The 21,991-nt window shown below is 69.2% G+C and carries 21 protein-coding genes; 4 read left to right on the top strand and 17 right to left on the bottom strand.

The features are described 5' to 3' along the window. Window positions 1-81: 81 nt before the first annotated feature. Window positions 82-1,389 (bottom strand): NTP transferase domain-containing protein, encoded by a 1,308-nt coding sequence (locus tag EV648_RS00165; protein ID WP_158293855.1) that lies wholly within the window; start codon window positions 1,387-1,389, stop codon window positions 82-84. Between the two features lie 220 nt (window positions 1,390-1,609). On the opposite strand from EV648_RS00165, the gene EV648_RS00160 reads away from it, so the two are divergent. Then, a complete protein-coding gene (locus EV648_RS00160) occupies window positions 1,610-2,761 on the top strand; it encodes a pyridoxal phosphate-dependent aminotransferase (RefSeq protein ID WP_132191994.1) in 1,152 nt (383 codons plus the stop codon). 49 nt (window positions 2,762-2,810) lie between these two features. Here the strand turns inward: EV648_RS00160 and EV648_RS00155 are convergent, their stop codons facing one another. Together EV648_RS00155 and EV648_RS00150 are read right to left on the bottom strand one after the other, a co-directional pair. Continuing rightward, entirely contained in the window at window positions 2,811-3,572 is a 762-nt protein-coding gene (locus EV648_RS00155; protein ID WP_132283823.1) for an SDR family NAD(P)-dependent oxidoreductase, read from the bottom strand. A 93-nt stretch (window positions 3,573-3,665) separates the two neighbouring features. After that, window positions 3,666-4,586, bottom strand: a complete 921-nt coding sequence (locus tag EV648_RS00150; RefSeq protein ID WP_132283821.1) for a TIGR03620 family F420-dependent LLM class oxidoreductase — start codon at window positions 4,584-4,586, stop codon at window positions 3,666-3,668. 127 nt (window positions 4,587-4,713) lie between these two features. On the opposite strand from EV648_RS00150, the gene EV648_RS00145 reads away from it, so the two are divergent. Next, window positions 4,714-5,328 carry a TetR/AcrR family transcriptional regulator gene (locus EV648_RS00145; RefSeq protein WP_132283819.1) on the top strand — a complete coding sequence of 205 codons (615 nt, stop codon included), beginning with the start codon at window positions 4,714-4,716 and terminating at the stop codon, window positions 5,326-5,328. Here EV648_RS00145 and EV648_RS00140 read toward each other — a convergent pair. Further along, window positions 5,325-5,678: an ArsC/Spx/MgsR family protein gene (locus EV648_RS00140; RefSeq protein WP_132283817.1), complete on the bottom strand. Its 354-nt coding sequence runs from the start codon at window positions 5,676-5,678 to the stop codon at window positions 5,325-5,327. The genes EV648_RS00145 and EV648_RS00140 overlap by 4 nt on opposite strands. Beyond that, entirely contained in the window at window positions 5,678-5,950 is a 273-nt protein-coding gene (locus EV648_RS00135) for a hypothetical protein (RefSeq protein WP_132283815.1), read from the bottom strand. The genes EV648_RS00140 and EV648_RS00135 overlap by 1 nt, the downstream gene beginning before the upstream one ends. Window positions 5,951-6,586: 636 nt before the next feature. On the opposite strand from EV648_RS00135, the gene EV648_RS00130 reads away from it, so the two are divergent. After that, window positions 6,587-7,045 (top strand): GNAT family N-acetyltransferase, encoded by a 459-nt coding sequence (locus EV648_RS00130; protein WP_132283813.1) that lies wholly within the window; start codon window positions 6,587-6,589, stop codon window positions 7,043-7,045. A 129-nt stretch (window positions 7,046-7,174) separates the two neighbouring features. Here EV648_RS00130 and clpB read toward each other — a convergent pair whose 3' ends face one another. The 7 genes from clpB to dnaK all read right to left on the bottom strand — a co-directional run bounded on the left by clpB (window position 7,175) and on the right by dnaK (window position 15,443). Continuing rightward, a complete protein-coding gene (gene clpB, locus EV648_RS00125; RefSeq protein WP_132283811.1) occupies window positions 7,175-9,757 on the bottom strand; it encodes an ATP-dependent chaperone ClpB in 2,583 nt (860 codons plus the stop codon). A gap of 234 nt (window positions 9,758-9,991) precedes the next feature. After that, window positions 9,992-10,528, bottom strand: coding sequence for a GNAT family N-acetyltransferase (locus tag EV648_RS00120; RefSeq protein WP_132283809.1), 537 nt, complete (start codon window positions 10,526-10,528; stop codon window positions 9,992-9,994). Between the two features lie 51 nt (window positions 10,529-10,579). Next, window positions 10,580-10,720 (bottom strand): hypothetical protein, encoded by a 141-nt coding sequence (locus EV648_RS42330; protein WP_158293854.1) that lies wholly within the window; start codon window positions 10,718-10,720, stop codon window positions 10,580-10,582. A 505-nt stretch (window positions 10,721-11,225) separates the two neighbouring features. Then, entirely contained in the window at window positions 11,226-11,684 is a 459-nt protein-coding gene (locus tag EV648_RS00115) for a heat shock protein transcriptional repressor HspR (RefSeq protein WP_132283807.1), read from the bottom strand. Further along, complete coding sequence (gene dnaJ, locus EV648_RS00110) at window positions 11,684-12,856, bottom strand: molecular chaperone DnaJ (protein WP_132283805.1); 1,173 nt, start codon at window positions 12,854-12,856, stop codon at window positions 11,684-11,686. The genes EV648_RS00115 and dnaJ overlap by 1 nt, the downstream gene beginning before the upstream one ends. Before the next feature lie 29 nt (window positions 12,857-12,885). Then, window positions 12,886-13,572, bottom strand: coding sequence for a nucleotide exchange factor GrpE (gene grpE, locus EV648_RS00105; RefSeq protein WP_132283803.1), 687 nt, complete (start codon window positions 13,570-13,572; stop codon window positions 12,886-12,888). After that, a complete protein-coding gene (gene dnaK / locus EV648_RS00100) occupies window positions 13,569-15,443 on the bottom strand; it encodes a molecular chaperone DnaK (protein ID WP_132284978.1) in 1,875 nt (624 codons plus the stop codon). The genes grpE and dnaK overlap by 4 nt, the downstream gene beginning before the upstream one ends. A gap of 243 nt (window positions 15,444-15,686) precedes the next feature. Between dnaK and EV648_RS00095 the strand changes: the two genes are divergently transcribed. Beyond that, window positions 15,687-16,157, top strand: coding sequence for a GNAT family N-acetyltransferase (locus EV648_RS00095; protein ID WP_132283801.1), 471 nt, complete (start codon window positions 15,687-15,689; stop codon window positions 16,155-16,157). Between the two features lie 152 nt (window positions 16,158-16,309). On the opposite strand, the gene EV648_RS00090 is transcribed toward EV648_RS00095, so the two are convergent. From EV648_RS00090 to EV648_RS00070, 5 genes are all read right to left on the bottom strand, one after another. After that, window positions 16,310-16,876: a phosphoribosyltransferase family protein gene (locus tag EV648_RS00090; RefSeq protein WP_241994778.1), complete on the bottom strand. Its 567-nt coding sequence runs from the start codon at window positions 16,874-16,876 to the stop codon at window positions 16,310-16,312. A 4-nt stretch (window positions 16,877-16,880) separates the two neighbouring features. After that, window positions 16,881-17,933 (bottom strand): sialidase family protein, encoded by a 1,053-nt coding sequence (locus EV648_RS00085; protein WP_132283800.1) that lies wholly within the window; start codon window positions 17,931-17,933, stop codon window positions 16,881-16,883. Between the two features lie 319 nt (window positions 17,934-18,252). Beyond that, a complete protein-coding gene (gene hutI, locus EV648_RS00080) occupies window positions 18,253-19,416 on the bottom strand; it encodes an imidazolonepropionase (protein ID WP_132283798.1) in 1,164 nt (387 codons plus the stop codon). After that, the gene (locus EV648_RS00075; protein WP_132283796.1) at window positions 19,413-20,735 is read right to left on the bottom strand and encodes a formimidoylglutamate deiminase; all 1,323 of its coding nucleotides are present in this window, start codon (window positions 20,733-20,735) and stop codon (window positions 19,413-19,415) included. The genes hutI and EV648_RS00075 overlap by 4 nt, the downstream gene beginning before the upstream one ends. Further along, window positions 20,732-21,991 (bottom strand): allantoate amidohydrolase, encoded by a 1,260-nt coding sequence (locus EV648_RS00070; RefSeq protein ID WP_241994777.1) that lies wholly within the window; start codon window positions 21,989-21,991, stop codon window positions 20,732-20,734. The genes EV648_RS00075 and EV648_RS00070 overlap by 4 nt, the downstream gene beginning before the upstream one ends.

The raw sequence follows: 21,991 nt of genomic DNA, 5'->3' as shown, positions 1-21,991 counted from the left end.
GCGTCGGCCCCGCCCCCAGCGGAGCGAACCCGCCCTCCGAACCCACCCCTGACGCCCCGCGCCGCCGCTGATCAGAGCAGGTCATTCGCGCATGGCTCGCAGCAGCAGGTCGATACCTCGGACCACGTCGAGGTTGGCTGCGACGGCCACAGCGATCAGCCCCCACAGTGGCAGCCCGACGACAGCCGCGACCGCGAAGATGAGTAGCCGGAACTCACGGCGGAACAAGAGTCGTACGTCGGTGTCGCGGCCGACCGCGTGGACGTAAGACACCAGCAGGCAACCTGTCGCCGCGGCGAATCCCCAGGCCCAAGCGGTTCGTGTCGCGCCAGTGGCGAGGACGAGGGCCAGGACTACCGACAGGTCGGCATACCGGTCCAGGAGCGTGTCCAGGGTCGCGCCGCGCCGGGACGCCGTACCGCTGACACGAGCGATCTCGCCGTCGACACCATCCAGTGCCGAGCCGAGGACGACGCCAACGCCGCCGGCAACCATCAGCCAGGTGTTGCCGGTCGCCACCAGCCCGGCCGCCAGCAGGGTGGTGGCGAATGCCAGTGCGGTCGCGGCGTCAGGCGTGAGCCCGGTGTGCAACAGCAGGCGGGTGAGCGGTCCGGAGATGCGGCGATTCACCACCCGGGCGATGACACCGTCGGTCGGCTTGGGTCCGTAGCGGCGCCACATGAACCGTTCCAGGGCCCGCACCGTTTCCGGCGTGTCCACATCGGCCCACAACCCGTTCACGTCACGGGACTGAACGGGGTGGCCCTGCGCCAGCAGTTCCTGCCGGAGCTCCAACCAGGACTCCGACGCACGGCCCGCCACCGACAGCACGTCGCTCACCTCGACGACGGTCAGGCCCGCGTCCACCGCGTCGTACTCGTCCAGGTCGGGCCCCAGGGAGGCGACGCACCCGTCGTCTCGCAGCAGGATCCTGTTCGGGCGGGCCCCGCTCAGGCCACCGAACTGTCGATCGACGTCGCGGTCCACGGCCGCTACGTTGCCACCGGTCGTCCGGACCAGCCGCCGGACATCCTCCGCCTCGAACACGTGGTCACCCATCACCACCAGACAGCGTCGGTCGCCGACCGCGCTGAGGCCGGCCAGCACCGAGGAGGCAGTGCCGTGCTGCCAGTCCGCGTTCGTCACCACCTCCACCGGCAGCTTCCGAGCCTGGATCGCGGCGATGACATCTTCTGCGCGGTAACCGACCACGACGACGATTCGCTCGACCCCGGCCTGGCGCAACACCTTGCTGCAGCGCTCCAGCAGGCTGATGCCGCCGACCCGGCGCAATGCCTTCGGGCGGGTGGACCGCATCCGAAGTCCTCGTCCGGCGGCAAGTAGCAGCGCCACGCGCACCGCCGGCACCGTCCCACTCTCTTCGGTCATGGGCGGCCTCCCTCGCATCTCATGATGCATGGAACGGCCGGTATCGAAAGTGCCAGACTGCGTCCGCCAGGACGAAACGACTGCTTCGGACGGTCAGCGGCGGGGGTCTGGCACCAGAGTTTGGTGGGTTGTCGGAGCATCATGACCCGTCCCCGGCCGTTGTCCCGCGGCGCGGACGGACTCCTGCGGGCACCTGGGTGGCGGGGTTAGGGTCGGAGCCATGCGCGAACACGCTCAGCGGCTGCAAGGTCTCGGCACCACCATCTTCGCGGAGATGTCCGCGCTCGCGGTCCGCACGGGCTCGGTGAACCTCGGCCAGGGGTTCCCCGACACCGACGGCCCGGACTCCCTGCTCGAGGACGCGATCTCGGCCATCCGGTCCGGCGCGAACCAGTACCCGCCGGGTCGCGGCATCCCCGCCCTCCGGCAGGCGATCGTCGACCACCAGAAGCGGTTCTACGGCCTCGAGTACGACCCGGACACGCAGGTCCTGGTCACCACCGGCGCCACCGAGGCGATCGCCGCCGCCCTGCTCGCGTACGTCGAACCGGGTGACGAGGTGATCGCCCTCGAGCCGTACTACGACTCGTACGCGGCGTGCATCGCGATGGCGGGTGGCCACCGCGTGCCGGTCACCCTGCGCGCGCCCGACTTCCGCCTCGACCTCGACGAACTCCGGGCCGCGGTCACTCCGCGGACGAAGGTGCTGCTGATCAACTCACCGCACAACCCGACCGGCACGGTGCTCACCGACGAGGAACTCCGCGGGGTCGCCGCCGTCGCGATCGAGCACGACCTGGTCGTCATCACCGACGAGGTCTACGAGCACCTCATCTACGACGGACTCGAGCACCGCCCGCTCACGTCGTACGACGGGATGGCCGAGCGCACGATCTCCATCGGCAGTGCGGGCAAGACCTTCTCCGTCACCGGCTGGAAGATCGGCTGGGTCACCGGGACTCCCGAGGTGGTGACCGCGGTCAACACGTCCAAGCAGTTCCTCACCTACGTCTCGGGCGCACCCTTCCAACCAGCCGTTGCCGGAGCCCTTGCCTTAGGCAACGAGTACTTCGACGAGCTGCGCGGTACGATGCAGGCCAAGCGCGACCTGCTCTGCGACGGCCTGGAATCCCTCGGCTTCGGCGTCCACCGCCCCCAGGGCACCTACTTCGTCACCACCGACGTCCGCCCCCTCGGCTACACCGACGGCGTCGAGTTCTGCCGCATGCTGCCCGAGAAGACCGGCGTGGTGGCAATCCCCCACCAGGTCTTCTACGACAACGTGGACGCCGGCCGCCCCCTGGTCCGCTGGGCCTTCTGCAAACAACCCCACATCCTCGAGGAAGCCCTCACCCGCCTCACCAAGCTCTGAGGTCCGGCGGGGGTGCCGATGGGCTGCGCGCTCCACCGGCACCCTGCGCTCAGATCTGGCTGCTGCCGCCGTCGACGAAGATCTCGCCGCCGGTCATGAAACTGCTCTGGTCGGAGGCGAGGAACAGGACGGCGTTGGCGATCTCGTCGGGCTCCCCGAGACGCCCGAGCGGCACCCCGGCGGCCATCGCTCCCAGGACCGCCCCGACCTGCTCGGGGTCCGGTACGAGTCCGGCGAGCCCCGGCGTGTTGGTGGAGCCGGGAATGACGGTGTTCACCCGGATCCCGCGCGGCGCCAACTCGGCTGCCCAGGTCCGGCCGAAGGACCGGATGGCGGCCTTCGTTGCGGAGTACACACTGAAGGCCGGGGTGCCATCGGTGGCGGCGGTGGAGCCGGCCAGGACGATCGCCGCGCCCTCGTTCAGCAGCGGAAGCGCCTTCTGCACGGTGAAGAGCGTGCCGCGGACGTTGATGCCGAAGGTGCGGTCGAAGTCGTCGGGAGTGATCGCCTCCAGCGGCACGAAGCCACCGCCTCCCGCGTTCGCGTAGACGATGTCGAGGCCGCGGCCGTATTGCGCGATGGAGCTGTAGAGCGCGTCGAGGTCATCCAGGTTCGCGACGTCACCCGCCACGCCGGTGACCCGGTCACCGGCGACGGCCGCGATGTCGGCCACCGCGGCATCGAGTTCGGGCTTGCGGCGACCGGTGATGAAGACGTGTGCGCCTTCCACCGCGAGCCGCCGTGCGGCCGCCAGGCCGATACCGCTGGTGGCACCGGTGACGAGTGCGACCTTGTTGTCCAGCTGTCCCATGAGGGGATCCTTTCGGTGGTGCCGGCCGGGATCGGCCGGAAGCTCAGGTGAAATGGGTGTCAGGTGAGGTGGGGGTGAGGTCCGGTGGAGAGGTCAGGCGAGGCCGGTGGCGAGATCCGCCAGTCGCCGCCAGCCCGCCAGGGGAAGGCCGTCGCCTCCCGGTGAGGGCAGGCCGTTGTCGGCCGGTGCGGTGGGAAGTACCTGTACGGCGACGTGGTCGGCGCCTGCGTCCAAGTGCTCGCGGAGTCGTCGGCCGATCGCCCCGTCGTCTCCCCAGGCGACCAGCGCGTCGATCAGCCGGTCGCTGCCGCCGGGAACGAGATCGCTGTCGGTGAAGCCGAGCCGCCGAAGATTGTTGCGGTAGGCATCGAACCCGACGAACATCCCGAGCTGGTCGCGCGCGACCGCGCGAGCCTGCTCGGCATCCGCGCTGAACACGACCGCCTGATGAGGCGCGATGATCGCGTCGCTGCCCAGCCGGTCGCGCATCCGCGCGGTGTAGTCCGGGTTCACCAGGAACGGATGGATCCCCGCAGTGCGTTCTGCTGCGAGCTGCGCCATCCGAGGACCGAGAGCCCCGAGCAGCAGACGCTCCCGAGCGATCGGGCTCTGCTCCTGAGCCAGCTCATCGAGGTACTCGCTGACCGCATCGACCGGACTGGCGTACGTCCGACCCACCGCCGCGGCCGCGTTGCGGTCACTCACCCCGAGGCCGACGATTGTCCGCGGCCCGTGACGGAGGTCCAGCTCCTGGACCCGGGCCGACAAGACCGAGGCTTCCTGTCGCCAGATACCGAGGACACCGAGCACGACGTACGTCTTGGGCGATGCAGTCAGCAGCTCGTCGGTGTCGTCGAAGACTCCGCGGCCGTCGAGCCCAGGGATCCAGAGGGCGGTGATGCCCCGGTCAGCCAGTTCGGCCGCCGCCTCGGCGACGCCCGGCCGCCCGGCGTTGCGCAGTTCCATGCTCCAGACGCCGACCCGCCCCAGGGCCTGCTCAGCACTGCCGCTCATGATCCGTCTCCTCAGTTTCATACCGTTCGGTTAGAAACTCAAGCTAGCAGTGGTTGAGGGCTCATGCAAATTTTTGAACCGAGCGGTTAAGAACTGCTATTCTCGGCAATGAGCCAGGAGGTGGCAGATGCCGGGAGGACGACCGCGCACGTTCGACGAGGAGGAGGCACTCGAGCGTGCCGTCGAGGTGTTCTGGCGGCAGGGCTACGAGGGCACCTCGATCACCGACCTGACGACTGCGATGGGCGTCAACAAACCAAGCCTGTACTCCGTGTACGGCGGCAAGGCAGATCTCTTCCGCCGGGTGATCGCGCACTACGCCGAGCACGACATGGCGTACGCGCGGGCAGCCCTCGAGGAACCCACCGCGCTCCTCGTCGTCCAGCGGTTCCTGCGCGACAACGTGGCTGCCGTGACCCTCGACGACAAGCCGAACGGGTGTCTGTCGATCCAGGGCGGCCTGTCCTGCAGTACCGAGAACCAGGACGTCGCACAGTTCCTGGCGGCCAGCCGCCTCGCTGGGGAGAAGGTCTTCGCCGACCGGTTCCGCCTGGCGATCGAGCAGAACGACCTACCAGCGGATGCCGACCCGGACGCCCTGGCCCGCTTCCTCATGGTGGTGTCCGAAGGTCACGCCGTCCACGCGGCAGCCGGCGTGCCGCGCGAGGCCCTGCTGCAGTCCGCCGCCATCGCCGAACAGGCCCTCAAAGCCATGACCAGCCAGCCGGCTTCGCGCGCCTAGGGGCGGAGGAAGCGGGAGACGGTTTCGGGGTCTCGGGCGATGGCGGTGGTGCCGTCGTCGGACGTGATGATCGGGCGCTGGATGAGGATGGGATCGGCGACCAGGGCGGCGATCCAGTCCGCGCGATGAGCCTCGTCGCGAGGGAGGTCGCGGAGGGCAACGGCCGGCTTCTCGTTCATCCTGGCGATGTGCCAGGGTTCGAGGTTCAGGCGGGCCAGTACGTCGGTGAGCTCGTCGGCGGTCGGCGGGTCCTCGAGGTAGCGGCGGACCGTGTACGGAGTACCGGAGTCATCCAGGGCGGCGGTGGCGGCTCGACACTTCGAGCAGGCCGGATTGATCCAGATCTCCATCAGCGGCGGACTCCTAGGAACCAGGTTTTGGTGGGTCCCTGGAGCATCAGCGCCAGGAGGGTGACGTGGATCGCGAGGCCGAGGATGCTGCCGGGGAGGGCGGTCACCCCGCCCGCGATGCCGAAGGTGGCGACGACCATCAGCAGATTCCGGGCCCAGTTCCGCCGCTTGCGCAGGAACACCGCCGGGAGGATGTAGGCCACCCCGCACAGCAGGAACACCACGACCAACCAGCCCGTGGCATCCTTCGACCCCATCAACATCTCAGCCATCGGAGCCGCCGCCGAAGTCAGCGAGAACAACCCCCCGAGCACACAGAGCGCCCCAAGCCCCAAGGAAATCGCAGCCGCCACAGTCACCTGCTTGGGCACAGCCTCAGTCCCCGCCCGATACCCCCACGGATTCCCTTGCTGCGAGTACCCCCGTCCTTCCTCCCCATACGGCGAAGCCCCCTGCCCGCTGTACCGCGCGGGGTCCTGCCCGGGCTGCCCGCCCGGCGCCGTGGGGTCCTGCCCAGCGTCCCCGCCGTACCGCGTCGGGTCCTGACCGGGCTTCCCGCCGGGCGCCGCGGGGTTCTGGCCGGAGGGACCGTGGGGTGGCGGGGGTGGTGAGCCGGGTGATTGGCCGGGCGAGCCGAAGACGCCTCGGTACGGACCTGGGCGGTCGTCCCGCGGGGGCTCGTCACCCTGACCGCCGCCGTACTGCTCGTTCATCGCCCGAAGAGTCCTTCCACCTAACCCCACCCCCGATCCTCGCAGATCCCCCCAACCCCCCACCCCTTGCCGCTCCCAAGACGGCAAACCCACCCCAGCACCACCGACCCGGTCGGTGGCGCGCGGGGTCGTGCGGGTGGCGGGGTGATTGGTAATCGGGTTGTCTGGGGGTGGGGGCGGGATCAGGCTGGCGGGGTGGATGGGGCTGGTGGGTGGGAGTTGCAGGCCAGGGTGGACGGCGGGCTCGAGGAGGAGATGACTGAGCGGCTGGTCGAGTACAACAAGAGCCGCTCAGAAATCGTGCGCAGGCGGTTCGAGCCGGCGAATCTGCGGTCCGAGCCTGTTCAGGTGTTCGCGCTGGCGACGGACGGGGCGTTGATCGGTGGTTGTGCAGCGCGGGTGGAGCGGCTGTGGCACTGGCTGACCATCGACACGATGTGGGTTGATCAGCAGGTTCGGGGGCGCAGGATCGGGCTGGAGTTGTTGCGGGCAGTCGAGGATGAGGGTCGGCAGCGAGGGTGCCGGTGGGCGGAAGTCACGACCTTCGATTTCCAGGCTCCGGGCTTCTACCTCCGGGCCGGCTACGAGGAGTACGCCGTCAAGCACGACTACCCACCCGGCCACTCCAACCACTTCTTCCGGAAGAACCTCTGACATGCCGGGCAGCCCGTCGGGAAGAGCCCTGAGAGTCCTCGCAGCCTTCTCCGGTACGACCTCAAGGGTCCGGGCAGCACAACGGCCGGCTCCGGATCGGTGGATCCGGGGCCGGCCGTTGGGGTGAAGTCAGGCGGCGGTTACGTCGAGGGCGTCCTTGGCCTCGTTGATGCGGACGTGGACGGTGTCACCATCGCGGATCTCGCCCGAAAGGAGGCCTCGGGCTAGTTCGTCTCCGATGGCGGACTGGACCAGGCGGCGGAGCGGGCGGGCGCCGTACACCGGGTCGTAGCCGGTCATCGCCAGCCACTCCATCGCGTCCTCGCCGACATCCAGGGTGATGCGGCGGTCAGCCAGCCGGCGCTGCAGCGCACCGATCTGGAGGCCGACGATCTTGGTCAGCTCCTCGCTGCCCAGGGCGTCGAACAGGACGATCTCGTCGAGCCGGTTGATGAACTCCGGCTTGAAGGCCTGGCGAACCACGTTCATCACCTGGTCGCGCTTGGCGGAGTCGTCGATCGACATGTCCGCCAGGTACGCCGAACCCAGGTTGCTGGTGAGCACCAGGATGACGTTGCGGAAGTCGACCGTACGCCCCTGGCCGTCGGTCAGCCGGCCGTCGTCGAGCACCTGCAGGAGGATGTCGAAGACCTCGGGGTGCGCCTTCTCGACCTCGTCCAGCAGGATCACGGAGTACGGGCGGCGGCGGACCGCTTCGGTCAGCTGGCCACCTTCCTCGTAGCCGACGTAGCCGGGGGGTGCGCCGACGAGTCGCGAGACGCTGTGCTTCTCGCCGTACTCCGACATGTCGATCCGGACCATCGCCCGCTCGTCGTCGAACAGGAAGTCCGCGAGCGCCTTGGCCAGCTCGGTCTTGCCGACACCGGTCGGGCCGAGGAACAGGAAGCTCCCGGTCGGCCGGTCCGGGTCGGAGATGCCCGCGCGCGCCCGGCGTACGGCGTCGCTGACGGCCTTGACCGCCTCGCGCTGGCCGATCAGCCGCCTGCCCAGCTCGTCCTCCATCCGGAGCAGCTTGCCGGTCTCGCCCTCGAGCAGCCGGCCGGTCGGGATACCGGTCCACATCGCGATCACCTCGGCGATCTCGGTGGGCCCGACCTCCTCGTTGACCATCGCGTCCGGGCCGTCGATGACCTCGGGCTCGGCGGAAGCCTCTTCCAGCTCCTTGGTCAGCTCGGGGATGTCGCCGTACAGGATCTTTGAGGCGGTCTCGAAGTCGCCTTCGCGCTGGGCCCGCTCGGCCTGGCCACGGAGCTCGTCGATCCGCTCCTTGACCTCACCGATCCGGTTCAGGCCGGACTTCTCCTTCTCCCAGCGGGCTTCGAGCGCGCGCAACTCCTCCTCGCGGTCGGCGAGATCGGCGCGCAGCCGCTCCAGCCGCTCCTGACTGGAGGCGTCCTCCTCGCGCGACAGCGCGAGCTCCTCCATCTTCAGCCGGTCGACCGTCCGCCGCAGCGAGTCGATCTCCACCGGGGAGGAGTCGATCTCCATCCGCAGCCGGGAAGCAGACTCGTCGACCAGGTCGATCGCCTTGTCGGGCAGCTGGCGGCCGCTGATGTAGCGGTTGGACAAGGTGGCAGCAGCGACCAGCGCACTGTCGGAAATGGCGACCTTGTGGTGCGCCTCGTAGCGCTCCTTCAGGCCGCGCAGGATCGCGATCGAGTCCTCGACACTCGGCTCACCGACGAAGACCTGCTGGAAGCGTCGCTCCAGCGCCGGGTCCTTCTCGATCCGGGTCCGGTACTCGTCGAGGGTGGTGGCACCGATCATCCGCAGCTCACCGCGGGCCAGCATCGGCTTCAGCATGTTGCCGGCGTCCATCGCGCCCTCGCCGGACGCACCCGCGCCGACGACGGTGTGCAGCTCGTCGATGAAGGTGATGACCTGGCCGTCGGATTCCTTGATCTCGGTCAGCACGGCCTTCAGCCGCTCCTCGAACTCACCGCGGTACTTCGCACCGGCGACCATCGCGCCCAGGTCAAGGCTGATCAGCCGGCGGCCCCGCAGGGACTCCGGTACGTCGCCGGCCACGATCCGCTGCGCGAGTCCCTCGACGACGGCGGTCTTGCCGACGCCGGGCTCACCGATCAGGACCGGGTTGTTCTTCGTCCGGCGCGACAGCACCTGGACCACGCGGCGGATCTCCGAGTCACGGCCGATCACCGGGTCGAGCTTGCCGTCGCGGGCGCGCTCAGTCAGGTCGACGCCGTACTTCTCCAGCGTCTTGGTGGTCCCCTCAGCCTCCGGCGAGGTGATCCGCCGGTTGCCGCGCATCGCGTCGAACGCCTGCAGCAGCGCCTCCGGCGTCACGTCCAGCGCGCTCTTGGCGTTGCCCTCGACCGTGGCGAGCGAGATCAGCAGGTGCTCGGTGGAGACGAACTCGTCCCCGAGCCCGAGGGCCCGCTGCTCGGCCTGATTCAGCACATCGCTGGTCTTCGGCGACAGGCTCGGCGCCTGCACACTGCCACCACTCGTCTTCGGCAGCCTGCTCAACTGCTCCGCAGTACGGCGGCGTACTGCGTCGACGTCCGCGCCGGCCGCCTCGAGCAGACCGACAGTGGTCCCCTCGGGCTGCGCGAGCAGCGCCGACAACAGGTGAATCGGTTCCACGGTCGGGTTGCCCGCCGCGGAGGTCTGACGGATCGCGACCGACAGGGTTTCCCGGGCCAGCGTCGTCAACCGCTGAACATCCATCTGGTCTCCAGCCTTTCCAGTTCATGACAAGTCCTACTAGAGACAACTTATCCAGAGTTGAGTCCATTCCACTCAACTCTCAGAAAACCTGGGGATAACTCAGGGATCACCCGGGACCGACAGCTACAGTCCGCACTCAACCGTCACCCAACGTGTCCAAGCGCGCCCAGGAGGCTGCCTGGGCGGACGAAGGCGTGCTGGTTGCTGTTGCCGGGGCCAAGCGTTGCGGTGACGTCAGGGTTTGAGGTCTGCGGCTCGGAGGCGGTAGACCTGCAGGTTCAGGTCGTAGTACTTGTCGGTTTCGCCTACCCAGTTCATGCCCAGGCGGGTGGCGGTCGCGATCGCGCGCTTGTTGTGCGGGCGGGCGACGGCGAAGAGTTCGTCGATCGAGCCCTCCTTGAACGCCCACTTCATCAGGCCTCGGCTGGCCTCGGTGGCGTAGCCGTTGCCCCAGGCGGAGGGCTTGAGTTGCCAGCCGATCTCCAGGTCCTCCTCGTACGGGGGGAGCAGCCGGATGAGCAGGCCGCCGACCACCTCGTTGTCCTCCTGGCGGACCACGGCCCAGCGGCCGGCCGGGACGACGAGGTTCGGCTGGGCCTCGATCCAGGCCCGCAGGATGACGCGCATCGTCGCCGCGTCGGTGACCTGGTCGATGGCGGGCGACAACCACTGCGCGACGTCGGCCGATCCGTAGATCTCCAATGCGGCCTTGGCGTCCTCTTCTTCCCAGTCCCGGATCAACAGCCGGTCGGTCTGCAGATAGAGCGTCACATCGCCAGGGTAGGCGGCGGCACCCAAGCGGCAACCCCGTCCGGATGCCAACTAGGCGAAGGCCCAGCGCACTAGGACGTCGGCGGCGTGAATGCGTTGTGCGAGTTCGGTGTCCGGGGCATCGAGCCGGCAGATCACGACGGGTCCGCCGGTGGCCTCCTCCAGTTGCCGCCGCTCGTCCAGGTTCTCCACGACACCCGCGACCGACGGATGTCTTGCCGACCCCGGGTGGGCCTGAGAGCACGAGTGCAGGTGTTTGCACCCGACCGATGATGCGCCCCGCACTGCCTGTGTCACAAAGCGTTTCTGGGCGAAGGGCGGACAGCAGGGAGCCCCCGGACCCGAGGGGATGGGGTCCGGGGGCTCGGCCGGAGACACGTGGGTGACATGCCTCCGGAACCCCGGAGGGACCTGGCATCCAGGTCCCTCCGGGGCCTGGCGGCACCTCGGGGGAAGGCACCACCAGGAGCCCGGTCAGCGCCTGGGAACAGGCGCCTCCGGGGCCCGGAGTCCCCATGGGGGTGGGAACTTCCGGGGGGAACCGGAAGCTTCGGGGGGATGGAAGCTTCCGGAGGCTTTCGGTACGCCGGCCTTCCGGGGAAGACCGGCGTACCGCGCTCACCTTCCGGGGAAGGTCAGCATTCCGGGCTCACCTTCCGGGGAAGGTCAGCATTCCGGGCTCACCTTCCGGGGAAGGTCAGCGCGGTCCGAGCTCGAGGGGCTGGGTGCGGATCCACCGGGTGGTGGTCTGCTGCCGGCCCATCGCGATCACATCACCCGCCGGCCCGGCCGAGAACACCCGGGACCGCTGGGTGTGCTGCCGGGACACACCGACCCCACGCTGCACCTCGGCGAGCAACTGGTTCACCCGCTTGCGCAGGTCCTCGACCTCCGACTGGAGCTCAAGGATGTGCCGGATGCCCGCAAGGTTGACGCCCTCCTCCTGCGACAGGTGCTGGACGTACCTCAGCTTCGCCACGTCGTACGCCGAGTACCGTCGGCCGCGGCCACTCGCCCGGCTGGGCGTGACCAGGCCGAGCCGGTCGTACTGCCGCAGGGTCTGCGGATGCATACCGGCCAACTGGGCCGCCACCGAGATCACGTAGATCGGGGTGCGGTCGTCCCAGGTCGGCACCTGGCTGAACGGGAGGCCCATCAGGAACTCCCGAACAACCCGGCGCGCAAGTCGGGCTGGGCCGAGGCCGAGGAGAACTCCTGCAGCTTGGTCCGCTGCTCGTCGCTCAACTCGTGCGGCACCTGCACCTCGATGGTGAGCAGCAGGTCGCCCTTGGTACCGTCGCGGCGCACCGATCCCTTGCCACGAACGCGCAGCTTGCTGCCGTTCGCAGTACCGGCGGGGATCCGGACCGTGACGGGCAGACCGTCCAGGGTCGGCACCTTGATCTCGGCGCCGAGCGCGGCCTCGGTGAAGCTCACCGGAACCGCCAGCGTCAGGTGCTCGCCCTGCCGGCCGAAGATCCGGTGCGACTTCACATGCACGGTGACGTAGAGATCGCCCGCGGGGCCACCTCGTTCACCGGCCGCACCCTTGCCCTTCAGGCGGATCCGCTGACCGTCCTGCACGCCCGCGGGGATGCGGACCTGCATGGTCTTGCTCGACTGGCCGCGGCCGGAGCCGTGGCAGGTCTCGCAGGGCTGGTCCACGACCAGGCCGCGCCCCTTGCACTCGGTGCAGGGCTCGGTCATCGCGAAGACGCCACCCTGGACCGAGGTCTGCATGCCCGTGCCTTCGCACTTGAGGCAGACCTTCGGCACCGTGCCGTACTTCGCGCCGGTCCCGCGGCAGGTCTTGCAGGGCTCGTCACTGGTCATCCGGAGTCCGACGGTGACACCGTTCACGGCCTCGGCGAACTCGATCGTCGCCTCGGTCTCGATGTCGGCGCCGCGCCGCGGACGGGCCGTCGAGGTGGTGGTCGTGGTGCGGCCACCACCGCCGAACATGCCGCCCAGGATGTCGCCGAGTCCACCGCCGCCGGTCGAGCCCGACCGGTTGAACAGGTCGCCGACATCGAAGCCGAACCCCTGTCCACCGCCCTGGGCGCCACCGCCCGGCATCCGGAAGCCACCACTGCCGAACAGCCGGCGGGCTTCGTCGTACTCCTTGCGCTTCTTGGCGTCCCCGACGACGTCGTACGCCTCGGAGACCTCCTTGAACTTGGCCTCGGCGGACGCGTCCCCGGCGTTGGAGTCCGGGTGGTACTTGCGCGCCAGCTTGCGATAGGCCTTCTTGATCTCATCGGCCTCAGCCGTCTTGGAGACGCCGAGAACCTTGTAGAAGTCCTTCTCCAACCAGTCTTTCGTACTCATCGACGCCTCACCTCCTCGGGGGGAATCCCTTACTCCGTTGGCTTGTCAGCCTGGTCAGCTTCTCCGGTCGTCTCGGCCGGGAGCTGCTCGGTCGGCTCGGACACGGCGACCCGCGCCGCCCGCAGGATCCGCTCGCCGAGGCGGTAGCCCGGCTGCATCACCAGGGTGGCGGTCGGGCCGTCCACCTCGTCGGAGTAGTTGTGCAGCAGCGCCTCGTGGATCCGCGGGTCGAAGTGGTCGCCCACCTCGCCGTACTTCACCAGTCCGAGCTTCTCGGTGACGCGCTCGACCGACTCGGCGACCGCCTTGAAGGCGCCCTCGAGCTCACCCGCCTCGCGGGCCCGGCCGATGTCGTCCAGCGTCTGCAGCAACTCGGTCAGCACGGAACCGATGACGACCTCGCGGTTCGCCTCCCGGTCCCGGTCCACCCGGCGCTTGTAGTTCACGTACTCCGCCTGCAACCGCTGCAGGTCCGCCGTACGCTCGGCGAGCGCCTCGGTCAACAGGGCCTCCTGGGCCGAGGGCCCGATCAGGTCGGAAGGGTCACGCGGCGGCTGGGCGCCCGGCGTACCGGGCTTGCCCGGCTGGACCCCACCGGCGGGAGCCTGGGAAGGCTCCCGCAGGTTGCCGGTCTCCGGATCGATCCGGCGCTTGTCGCGGACGACAGGCTCGCCGTCCCCGAACTCGCTGCCGGGGTCGTTGGGGCGATCGGTCACTTGGTGTCCTCAGCCTTGCTGTCCTGCGGGCGGTCCTCGTCCACGATCTCGGCGTCGACCACGTCGTCCTCGGAGTTACCCGAGCCGCTCTCGTCGGAGGAGGAAGAGGCGCTCTCGTCGGAGGTTCCGGCCGCCTGGGCGTTCGCGTACATCGCGGCGCCCATCTTCTGGCTGGACTGGGCGAGCTTCTCCGACGCGGTCTTGATCACGTCGGCGTCCTCACCCTCGAGGGCCTTCTTCAGCTCCGCGACGCCGTCCTTGACCTCGGTCTTGACGTCGTCGGGGACCTTGTCCTCGTTCTCCTGCAGGAACTTCTCGGTCTGGTAGACCAGACCCTCCGCCTGGTTGCGGGACTCGACCGCCTCGCGACGGATGCGGTCCTCCTCGGCGTACTGCTCGGCGTCGCGGACCATCTGGTCGATGTCGGTCTTCGGCAGCGCTGAGCCACCCGTGACCGTCATCCGCTGCTCCTTGCCGGTGGCCAGGTCCTTGGCGTTCACGTGCACGATGCCGTTCGCGTCGATGTCGAAGGTGACCTCGATCTGCGGCACGTTGCGCGGCGCCGGCGGCAGGCCGGTCAGCTCGAAGTTGCCGAGCGACTTGTTGTCGCGGGCCATCTCGCGCTCACCCTGGTAGACCTGGATCATCACCGACGGCTGGTTGTCCTCGGCCGTGGTGAAGATCTCCGAACCCTTGGTCGGGATCGTGGTGTTGCGCTCGATGATCTTGGTGAAGACGCCACCCTTGGTCTCGATGCCCAGGCTCAGCGGGGTCACGTCGAGCAGCAGGACGTCCTTGACCTCACCCTTCAGCACACCGGCCTGCAGGGAGGCTCCGACGGCGACGACCTCGTCCGGGTTGACACCCTTGTTCGGGTCCTTGCCACCGGTCAGCTCCTTGACCAGCTCGGCCACGGCGGGCATCCGGGTGGAACCACCGACGAGGATGACGTGGTCGATCTTCGACACGTCGATGCCGGCGTCCTTGATGACGGCCTTGAACGGCGCGCGGGCGCGCTCGAGCAGGTCGTTGGTGAGCTTCTGGAACTCGGCCCGGGAGAGCTTCTCCTCCAGGTGCAGCGGACCGGAGTCGGTCAGGCTCAGGTACGGCAGGTGGATGCTCGTCTCGGCGGCGCTGGAGAGCTCGATCTTGGCCTTCTCCGCGGCCTCCTGCAGACGCTGCATGGCCATCTTGTCGCCGGACAGGTCGGTGCCGTTCTTGTTCTTGAACTGGGTTACCAGCCAGTTGACGATCCGCTGGTCCCAGTCGTCACCACCGAGGTGGTTGTCACCGCTGGTGGCCTTCACCTCGAAGACGCCGTCGCCGATCTCCAGCAGCGACACGTCGAAGGTGCCGCCACCGAGGTCGAAGACCAGGATGGTCTGCTCGGTGCCCTTGTCCAGCCCGTACGCCAGCGCGGCCGCGGTGGGCTCGTTGACGATCCGGTGCACGTTCAGACCGGCGATCTCGCCGGCCTCCTTGGTCGCCTGGCGCTGCGCGTCGGAGAAGTAGGCCGGCACGGTGATGACCGCGTCGGTGACCTGCTCCCCGAGGTACGCCTCGGCATCCCGCTTCAGCTTCTGCAGCACGAACGCGCTGATCTGCTGAGCGGTGAACTTCTTGCCGTCGATCGTGGTGGTCCAGTCTTCGCCCATGTGGCGCTTGATGGACCGGATCGTCCGGTCGACGTTCGTGGTGGCCTGGCGCTTGGCCACCTCTCCGACCAGGACCTCGCCGTTCTTGGCGAAAGCGACGACCGAGGGCGTCGTACGCGCTCCCTCGGCGTTGGGGATGACGGTGGGCTCGCCACCTTCCAGTACGGCGATGACGGAGTTCGTCGTACCGAGATCGATACCGACCGCGCGGGCCATGTGCGTTACCTCCACGAAGTTGAGTGATGCAGACTCAATGTTGCCGTTCCGGGGGTCCGGATTCAAATCGGTCCCGACACCGGAACCTCAGACTTGAGTACACCTGGCTCAACATTGCCCCACCCCCGGGTCATTCCCAACCCCGGGGCCGGATTTTCCGGGCAGGGTCCGGTCAAGCCCTGGCCAGACCCCTGCCGCGGAAGGTGTCCCACGTGGGAAGGTGTGCTCGTGAAACTCCGCCCCATGACGTCAGCCGACGAACCGGCCGTGCTCGCCCTGAACGCCGCTGCCGTCGAGCAGACGGATCCGCTGGGTCCCGACCGGCTGGACTGGCTCCGCCTGATCGCCGCCCACGCCGCAGTGGTGGAGATCGAGGGCGACGTCGCTGCCTTCGTCCTCACCTTCGCGCCCGGCTCCGCCCATGACAGCCTCGACTTCCAGTGGTTCGTCTCGACCTATAACAACCGGTTCCTGCACCTGGACCGGATCGTGGTCGCCGAGCCGTACCGCCGCCAGGGTGTCGCCACCTCGGTCTACCGGGCGGTGGAACGCGCAGCCAAGCCCTTCGACCGGCTGGTCTGCCGGGTCCAGTCGGACCCGCCCGACGACGCCTCCCTGGCCTTCCACGCCGGCCGCGGCTTCGTCGAGGTCGGCAAGCTCCGCCGCCCCAACGGCACCACCAGCGCCATGCTCTCCAAGGAACTGGCCGACTAGCCACGCTCCGCACCCGCACCGCAGCACGCCGTACCGGCCGCACCTGTACTGCGGGACGCCGGCCCGACTGCACTTCTACCGCGGCCGGCGTCGCTGTCCGGCGTACTGCGGGCTGTCGGCGGCTCCCCTGAGCCGCTCGGCGGCTCGGGTTCCTACAGCGCGCGGACGTCGAGGAGGGCTCGGACGGGGAGTTCGTGGCGGAAGCGGGGGTCGGTGAGGCCGTCGACGATGCAGGCGGCGCCGATCCACCGGGCGCCGCAGTCGTCCACCAACTCCCGGACCGCCCGGGCCGTCGCGCCGGTGTCAGCCCAGTCGTCCACCATCAGCACCCGGTCCCCCGCGTTGACCAGCCCGCGGCGGAATCCGAAGACGATGTGCCGGTCCTGGTAGTCCGGCGCCGTGATCCGCCTCACCCAGCGATCGCTGTCGGTCGACGGCCCCTGATCCTTGCGGACCTCCACGAACCCGACTCCCAGCGAGGCAGCCGTCAGCGCCCCCAAGAGGGCGCCGCGCGATACCGGCCCGAGCACCACGGTCGGCTTCTCGTCGTACAGGGCTGCCAGCGCCGGACCGAGTTCGCCGAGCAGGTCCGCGTCCCGCCACCAGCCGGTGAGGTCGGCCAGACCGCGCCACTGGCCCCGGTCCATCCGCCACCTGAAGGCAGCGCTCAGCCGCCGACGGAAGTCCCCGTCGACCCGCTGCACCGCCACCCCGGACATACCACTAAGGGTGACGTCCAACCGTCGTTCCGCGCACGGGATTTATCTGCTCGCGGGGCAGCACCTCGCCGACGATCTCCCGGGTGAAGATGTCGTAGCTGATGATCAGCAGGCGATCCCCCGGCAGCTCCACCACCGCCGGATTCGCCTGGTCGAGGGTGTCCTGACCCGCATCCAGTACGACGTGCCGCGGGTCCTGGTCCCACCGCCCGAGGGGATCCGCGACCACCGTCGCCACCGTCGGCCGGCCCGGGTTGAACTCCCCGGACACGTCGCCATAGGCAACCAGTACTGCGCCGTCGGACAAGGTCAGCGTGTCCGACGAGGACGCGTGCAGGCCGGACGGCTCGGGGTCGGTCCAGGTGAACCCGTTGTCGTCGGAGCGGACCAGCTCCGCTTCTTCGTCGGTCCGGAGCAACGCCACCACCTGACCGCCGGGGAGCAACGTCAGCACCGGTTCGAGGTACTCGCGGTCCGGCTTCCGCCCGAGCACGACCTCCCCGGTCGCGGGCCAAGTGCGACCACCGTCGGTCGACCGCACCACGCTCGCCGAGTGACACGCGTCCCCCGGGAAGACCCCGTACACCGGCGCGAGCAGGTCTCCGTCCGGCAGCTCGAGGATCTGCCCGTGCGCGACGACATGCCCCGCCCGGAACCCGTGCCACTCCTCGTCGGTCTCCACGACCATCCGCGACTCGACCGGCACCGGGTCACCCCACGTAGTACCGCCGTCCTCCGACCGCGCGACGAGCACCCCCGGGCACTCGTACGGCCGCACACCCCAGTCGATCTGGAACCAGCTCAGCAGCACGTCCCCACCCCGCAACTGCACCACCATCGGATCCCGGTCGTCCCAGCGCCCATCCACCACCACCCGAGGCTCCGACCAGCTCTCCCCGCTGTCCGAGCTCTCGGCCATTACCAGCCGCCCGCCACTCCGAACGTGCCCCTCTCCCTCCCGCCAGACAACAAGCACCCGCCCGTCCGCCAGCAGCACCGCACTGGGGAAGTACGCCAACTCCCCCTCCGCAGCCCGCGCAACCACGACTCGACTCATGCGGCCACGCTAGTAGACCGGACCGCCACCACTCACCAACCGGCGTCCACGCCCTCTCCTCAGGCCTAGGTGAGCGTCAGGACGGCGAAGTGCCAGCGCTTGGTGAGTGGTGGCGGTCCTGGGCTGTGGATAGCGGACAACGCCGTGCGCGGGATTTCGGCATCATGAGGTCGTGGCAGACGTGGCCGAGGTCCTCGCGCGATTGGGCGGCAGCGCGAGCTTCGGGGATCTGCGGGTCGCGGTGTCTGCGCGCAGTGTCAGAAACGCGCTGCTGGCCGGGCGGATCCGACGGGTGGCGAAGGGCTTGGGGTCCGCGCGCCTACAGCAGACGCCCGGCACTGAGGGTTTGCGCCACCAACGGGACGCCGGGGCGGTAGGCGAGGTGGAGGTAGGAGGGGGCGTTGAGGACGGCGAGGTCGGCCTGGGCGCCGGGGGTGATGTGGCCGATGTCGTTGCGGCGGAGGGAGGCGGCGCCGCCGGCGGTGGCGGACCAGAGGGCCTCGGCCGGGGACATCTGCATCTCGCGGACCGCCAGGGCGATGCACAGCGGCATCGACGAGGAGTAGCAGGAGCCCGGGTTGCAGTCGGTGGCCAGGGCGACGGTGACACCGGCGTCGAGGAGTTTGCGGGCGTCCGGGTACGGCGAGCGGGTCGAGAACTCCACCGCCGGAAGCAGCCCGGCGACGACGCCACTCGAAGCCAGCGCGTCCACGTCCGCATCGGTCAGGTGGGTGCAGTGATCGGCTGCAGCGGCACCAAGCTCACAAGCCAGCTGTACTCCCGGGCCCTCGCCGAGCTGGTTTGCGTGCACCCGCAAGCCGAGTCCCTTGGCAGCACCGGCGTCGAGGATCGCCCGGGCCTGGTCGCCGTCGAAGGCCCCGCGCTCCACGAACACGTCGATCCACTTGGCATGCGGAGCCGCCGCCTCCAGCATCGCCCCGGTCACCAGCGAGACATAGCCCCCTGGGTCGTCCGCGAACTCAGCCGGTACGACGTGCGCCCCGAGATAGGTGGTCTCGTCGGTGAAATTCCGCGCGATCGCCAGCGCCCGGGACTCGTCGGTCGCGGTCAGTCCGTAGCCCGACTTGATCTCGACGGTGGTGGTCCCCTGCCGCCGCATCTCCGTGACGAGGCGAGCCACGTTCGCGCTCAACTGGTCGTCGGTGGCAGAGCGGGTCGCCGCGACCGTGGTACGGATTCCCCCTGCGCTGTAAGGCTCCCCGGTCATTCGCGCGGCGAACTCCTCGGCCCGGTCACCGGCGAACACCAGGTGCGAGTGCGAATCCACGAACCCCGGGATCACAGCGGAGCCACCCAGATCGAGTGAACTGTCGGCCGGCGGCGCATCTCGCCGCGAGCCCACCCACGCGAACCGCGACCCCTCGATCACCACGGCGGCGTCGTGGACCTCGCCCAGCAGACCACCACGGGAAGGATCGTTCGTCACCAGCGACCCGATCCCGGTCAGCAGCAGCGACGTCATCCGGCGTTCCCCTCGGTCACAGCGGCGATCGAGGCCGCCAGGTCCGCCGCCACGTCCAGCTTCACATGATTGCCAGAGGCAACCAGGTGTCGCCCCGAGACGACCACATCGACGACATCGGCAGCAGAGGCAGCGAAAACGGCGGTCTCCACCGACGCTCCGGTGCCGGCTGTCCGCACGCTGTCCACGGCCACCCCGACCAGATCGGCACGGGCACCGACCTCGATCCGGCCCGCGTCCTCGAAGCCCAGCGAACGGTGTCCAGCGACCGTCGCCGCCGCGAGGAGCTCCGATGCGGTCCAGTGCCCGCGCTCCTGAGAGGCGAGCCGCTCGTTGAGCTCGACCGCGCGCATCTCCTCGAACAGGTCGATCACGGCGTGACTGTCGGACCCCAGCGTCAGCGTCGATCCCGCGTCCCGCAACGCCACCGACGGCCCGATCCCGTCCGCGAGATCCCGTTCCGTCGTGGGACAGAAGCAGGAGTACGTCGCAGAGCTCCCAAGCAGGCCGACATCCACCGGCGTCAGGTGCGTCGCGTGCACCGCACTCGTCCGCGGCCCCAGGAATCCCGCCTCGTCCAGCACCTGCGCCGGGGTCCGCCCGTAGGCCTCGAGGCTCGCCGCGTTCTCCGCGACCTGCTCCGACAAGTGGACGTGCAGCGGGGCGTTCGGCAGCGCGGACGCCACCGTGCCGAGCTGTTCCTGCGGCACCCCGCGGATCGAGTGGGCGGCCGCGCCGATCACCACGTCGTCGGCTCCGCGCAGATCGAGCACCCGGGCGGCCCATTGAGCCGCCTCTCCGTCACTGAACCGCTGCTGTACCTCGTTCAGCGGCTGGTCGATGCCACCGGCCACGTAACAGGTGTCGAGCAGCGTGAGCCGCAGGCCGACATCCCGGGCGGCAGCGATCAACGCCTCACCCATCGCGTTCGGGTCATCGTACCGACGGCCGCCAGGAGCATGGTGAAGGTAGTGGAACTCGCCCACCGCGGTGATCCCGCTCAGCAGCATCTCGCCGTACACGCCGCGGGCGAGTTGGTAGTAGCTGTCCGGGGTGAGCACCGAGGCGACGGCGTACATCTGCTCTCGCCAGGTCCAGAAGGTGCCGCGCTCGGTCTGCGTGCGACCGCGGAGGGCCCGGTGGAACGCGTGGCTGTGGCAGTTCGCCAGGCCCGGCAACACGAGCCCGGTCAAGCGGACGGCATCACCAGCCGGGGCGTCCGCGACGACAGAGGTGAACCGGCCGTCCACGACCTCGACGAGAACGCCGGACGCGATCCCCGAGGGCAGCAATGCCTGCGGACACCAGTAGGCAGTCACCGCGCGAGATCTTTCAACACAGCGGCCAGCGCATCCACGCCGACGAGACAGTCGTCCATCTCCGCGTACTCCGCCGGCGAGTGCGAGACCCCGGTCGGGTTCCGCACGAACAACATCGCCGTGGGGATCCCCGCATCCGAGAACACCCCGGCATCGTGCCCCGCCCCGGTCGGCAGCACCGGCGCGTCATCCAGTACTCCGGCCAGCCTGTCCCGCAGGCCCGGCTGGAAATCCACGATCGGCGAGACGGACTCGGCCACCACGTCCACGCTGGTCCCGTCCCGCTCGGCCCGCTCCGTCGCTTGCCGAGTGATTGCCGCAAGCAACGACCGCAGCACCTCGTCGGTAGCGGCCCGGGCATCAAGCCACGCGGTCACCTGCGACGGTACGGCGTTGATCCCGTTCGGCTCGACCGACAGGCGGCCGAAGGTGGCTCGTGCGCCGGCCAGGCGGGCCTGCTTGTTCGCGGCCAGCGCGGTCATCGCATAGGTGAGCATCGGGTCGTGCCGATCCTCCATCAACGTGGTGCCGGCGTGGTTCGCCTCGCCACTGAAGGTGAACCGGAAGCGCCCGTGCGGCCAGATCGAACTGGCCACCCCGACCGGTGCGGTCAGCGCGCGACCTTGTTCCACGTGGAGCTCCACGAACGTCCCCATCCGGTCCAGCAACGGCGACGGCCCGACGCCGGCCGGATCAGTACCGACCGAGCTCAGGGCGTCAGCCAGCGAGACACCGGCACGATCCTTCAGCGCCAGCGCCTTCTCAGCCTGCAACACTCCGACAGCGACCCGCGATCCGAGACAGGGCATCCCGAACCGCGAGCCCTCCTCTTCGACGAAAGCACCGACACCGATCGGCACCGAAGGGGAGAACCCCTCGGCCCGCAGCCGATCCACGGCCGCCAGCGCGGACACCACACCCAGCGGGCCGTCGAAGGCACCGCCGTCGATCACCGAGTCCAGATGGCTCCCGGTCACGACTCCCGGGACCGACGGGACGCCGGTCGATTCCACTGCACCGGGCACCGACAGCACCGCGGCCGACGACTGCCCAGAAGCGGCCGGGTCCCACCAGGCGACGAGGTTGCCGAGGCCGTCGGACTCGACCGCCAACCCGCGGGAGGCGCACTGGTCGATGAACCAGTGCGTCGCCTCCCGCTCGGTCGGCGTCCAGCCGCCTCGGTGGTACCCCCCGGTCGAGGGGTCCTTGCCGATGGCGGCCAGCGCCGCCCACATCTGTTCGAAGGACTCGCTCAA

It is taken from the genome of Kribbella sp. VKM Ac-2568, from assembly GCF_004345365.1.
GTDB classification, from domain to species: domain Bacteria; phylum Actinomycetota; class Actinomycetes; order Propionibacteriales; family Kribbellaceae; genus Kribbella; species Kribbella orskensis.
Note: the sequence above shows the minus strand (reverse complement) of the source record. Positions and strands in the feature narration are given on the sequence as shown.

Bases quoted from the DNA above. Each gene is read 5' to 3' on its own strand.
- EV648_RS00095 (WP_132283801.1), top strand. From the start codon at position 15,687: ATGACGTCAGCCGACGAACCGGCCGTGCTCGCCCTGAACGCCGCTGCC.
- hutI (WP_132283798.1), bottom strand. From the start codon at position 19,416: ATGACGTCGCTGCTGCTGACCGGGATCGGGTCGCTGGTGACGAACGAT.
- EV648_RS00160 (WP_132191994.1), top strand. From the start codon at position 1,610: ATGCGCGAACACGCTCAGCGGCTGCAAGGTCTCGGCACCACCATCTTC.
- EV648_RS00150 (WP_132283821.1), bottom strand. From the start codon at position 4,586: ATGAGCGGCAGTGCTGAGCAGGCCCTGGGGCGGGTCGGCGTCTGGAGC.
- EV648_RS00145 (WP_132283819.1), top strand. From the start codon at position 4,714: ATGCCGGGAGGACGACCGCGCACGTTCGACGAGGAGGAGGCACTCGAG.
- EV648_RS00135 (WP_132283815.1), bottom strand. From the start codon at position 5,950: ATGGCTGAGATGTTGATGGGGTCGAAGGATGCCACGGGCTGGTTGGTC.
- EV648_RS00155 (WP_132283823.1), bottom strand. From the start codon at position 3,572: ATGGGACAGCTGGACAACAAGGTCGCACTCGTCACCGGTGCCACCAGC.
- clpB (WP_132283811.1), bottom strand. From the start codon at position 9,757: ATGGATGTTCAGCGGTTGACGACGCTGGCCCGGGAAACCCTGTCGGTC.
- EV648_RS00115 (WP_132283807.1), bottom strand. From the start codon at position 11,684: ATGGGCCTCCCGTTCAGCCAGGTGCCGACCTGGGACGACCGCACCCCG.
- dnaJ (WP_132283805.1), bottom strand. From the start codon at position 12,856: ATGAGTACGAAAGACTGGTTGGAGAAGGACTTCTACAAGGTTCTCGGC.
- EV648_RS00085 (WP_132283800.1), bottom strand. From the start codon at position 17,933: ATGAGTCGAGTCGTGGTTGCGCGGGCTGCGGAGGGGGAGTTGGCGTAC.
- EV648_RS00140 (WP_132283817.1), bottom strand. From the start codon at position 5,678: ATGGAGATCTGGATCAATCCGGCCTGCTCGAAGTGTCGAGCCGCCACC.
- dnaK (WP_132284978.1), bottom strand. From the start codon at position 15,443: ATGGCCCGCGCGGTCGGTATCGATCTCGGTACGACGAACTCCGTCATC.
- EV648_RS00165 (WP_158293855.1), bottom strand. From the start codon at position 1,389: ATGACCGAAGAGAGTGGGACGGTGCCGGCGGTGCGCGTGGCGCTGCTA.
- EV648_RS00090 (WP_241994778.1), bottom strand. From the start codon at position 16,876: ATGTCCGGGGTGGCGGTGCAGCGGGTCGACGGGGACTTCCGTCGGCGG.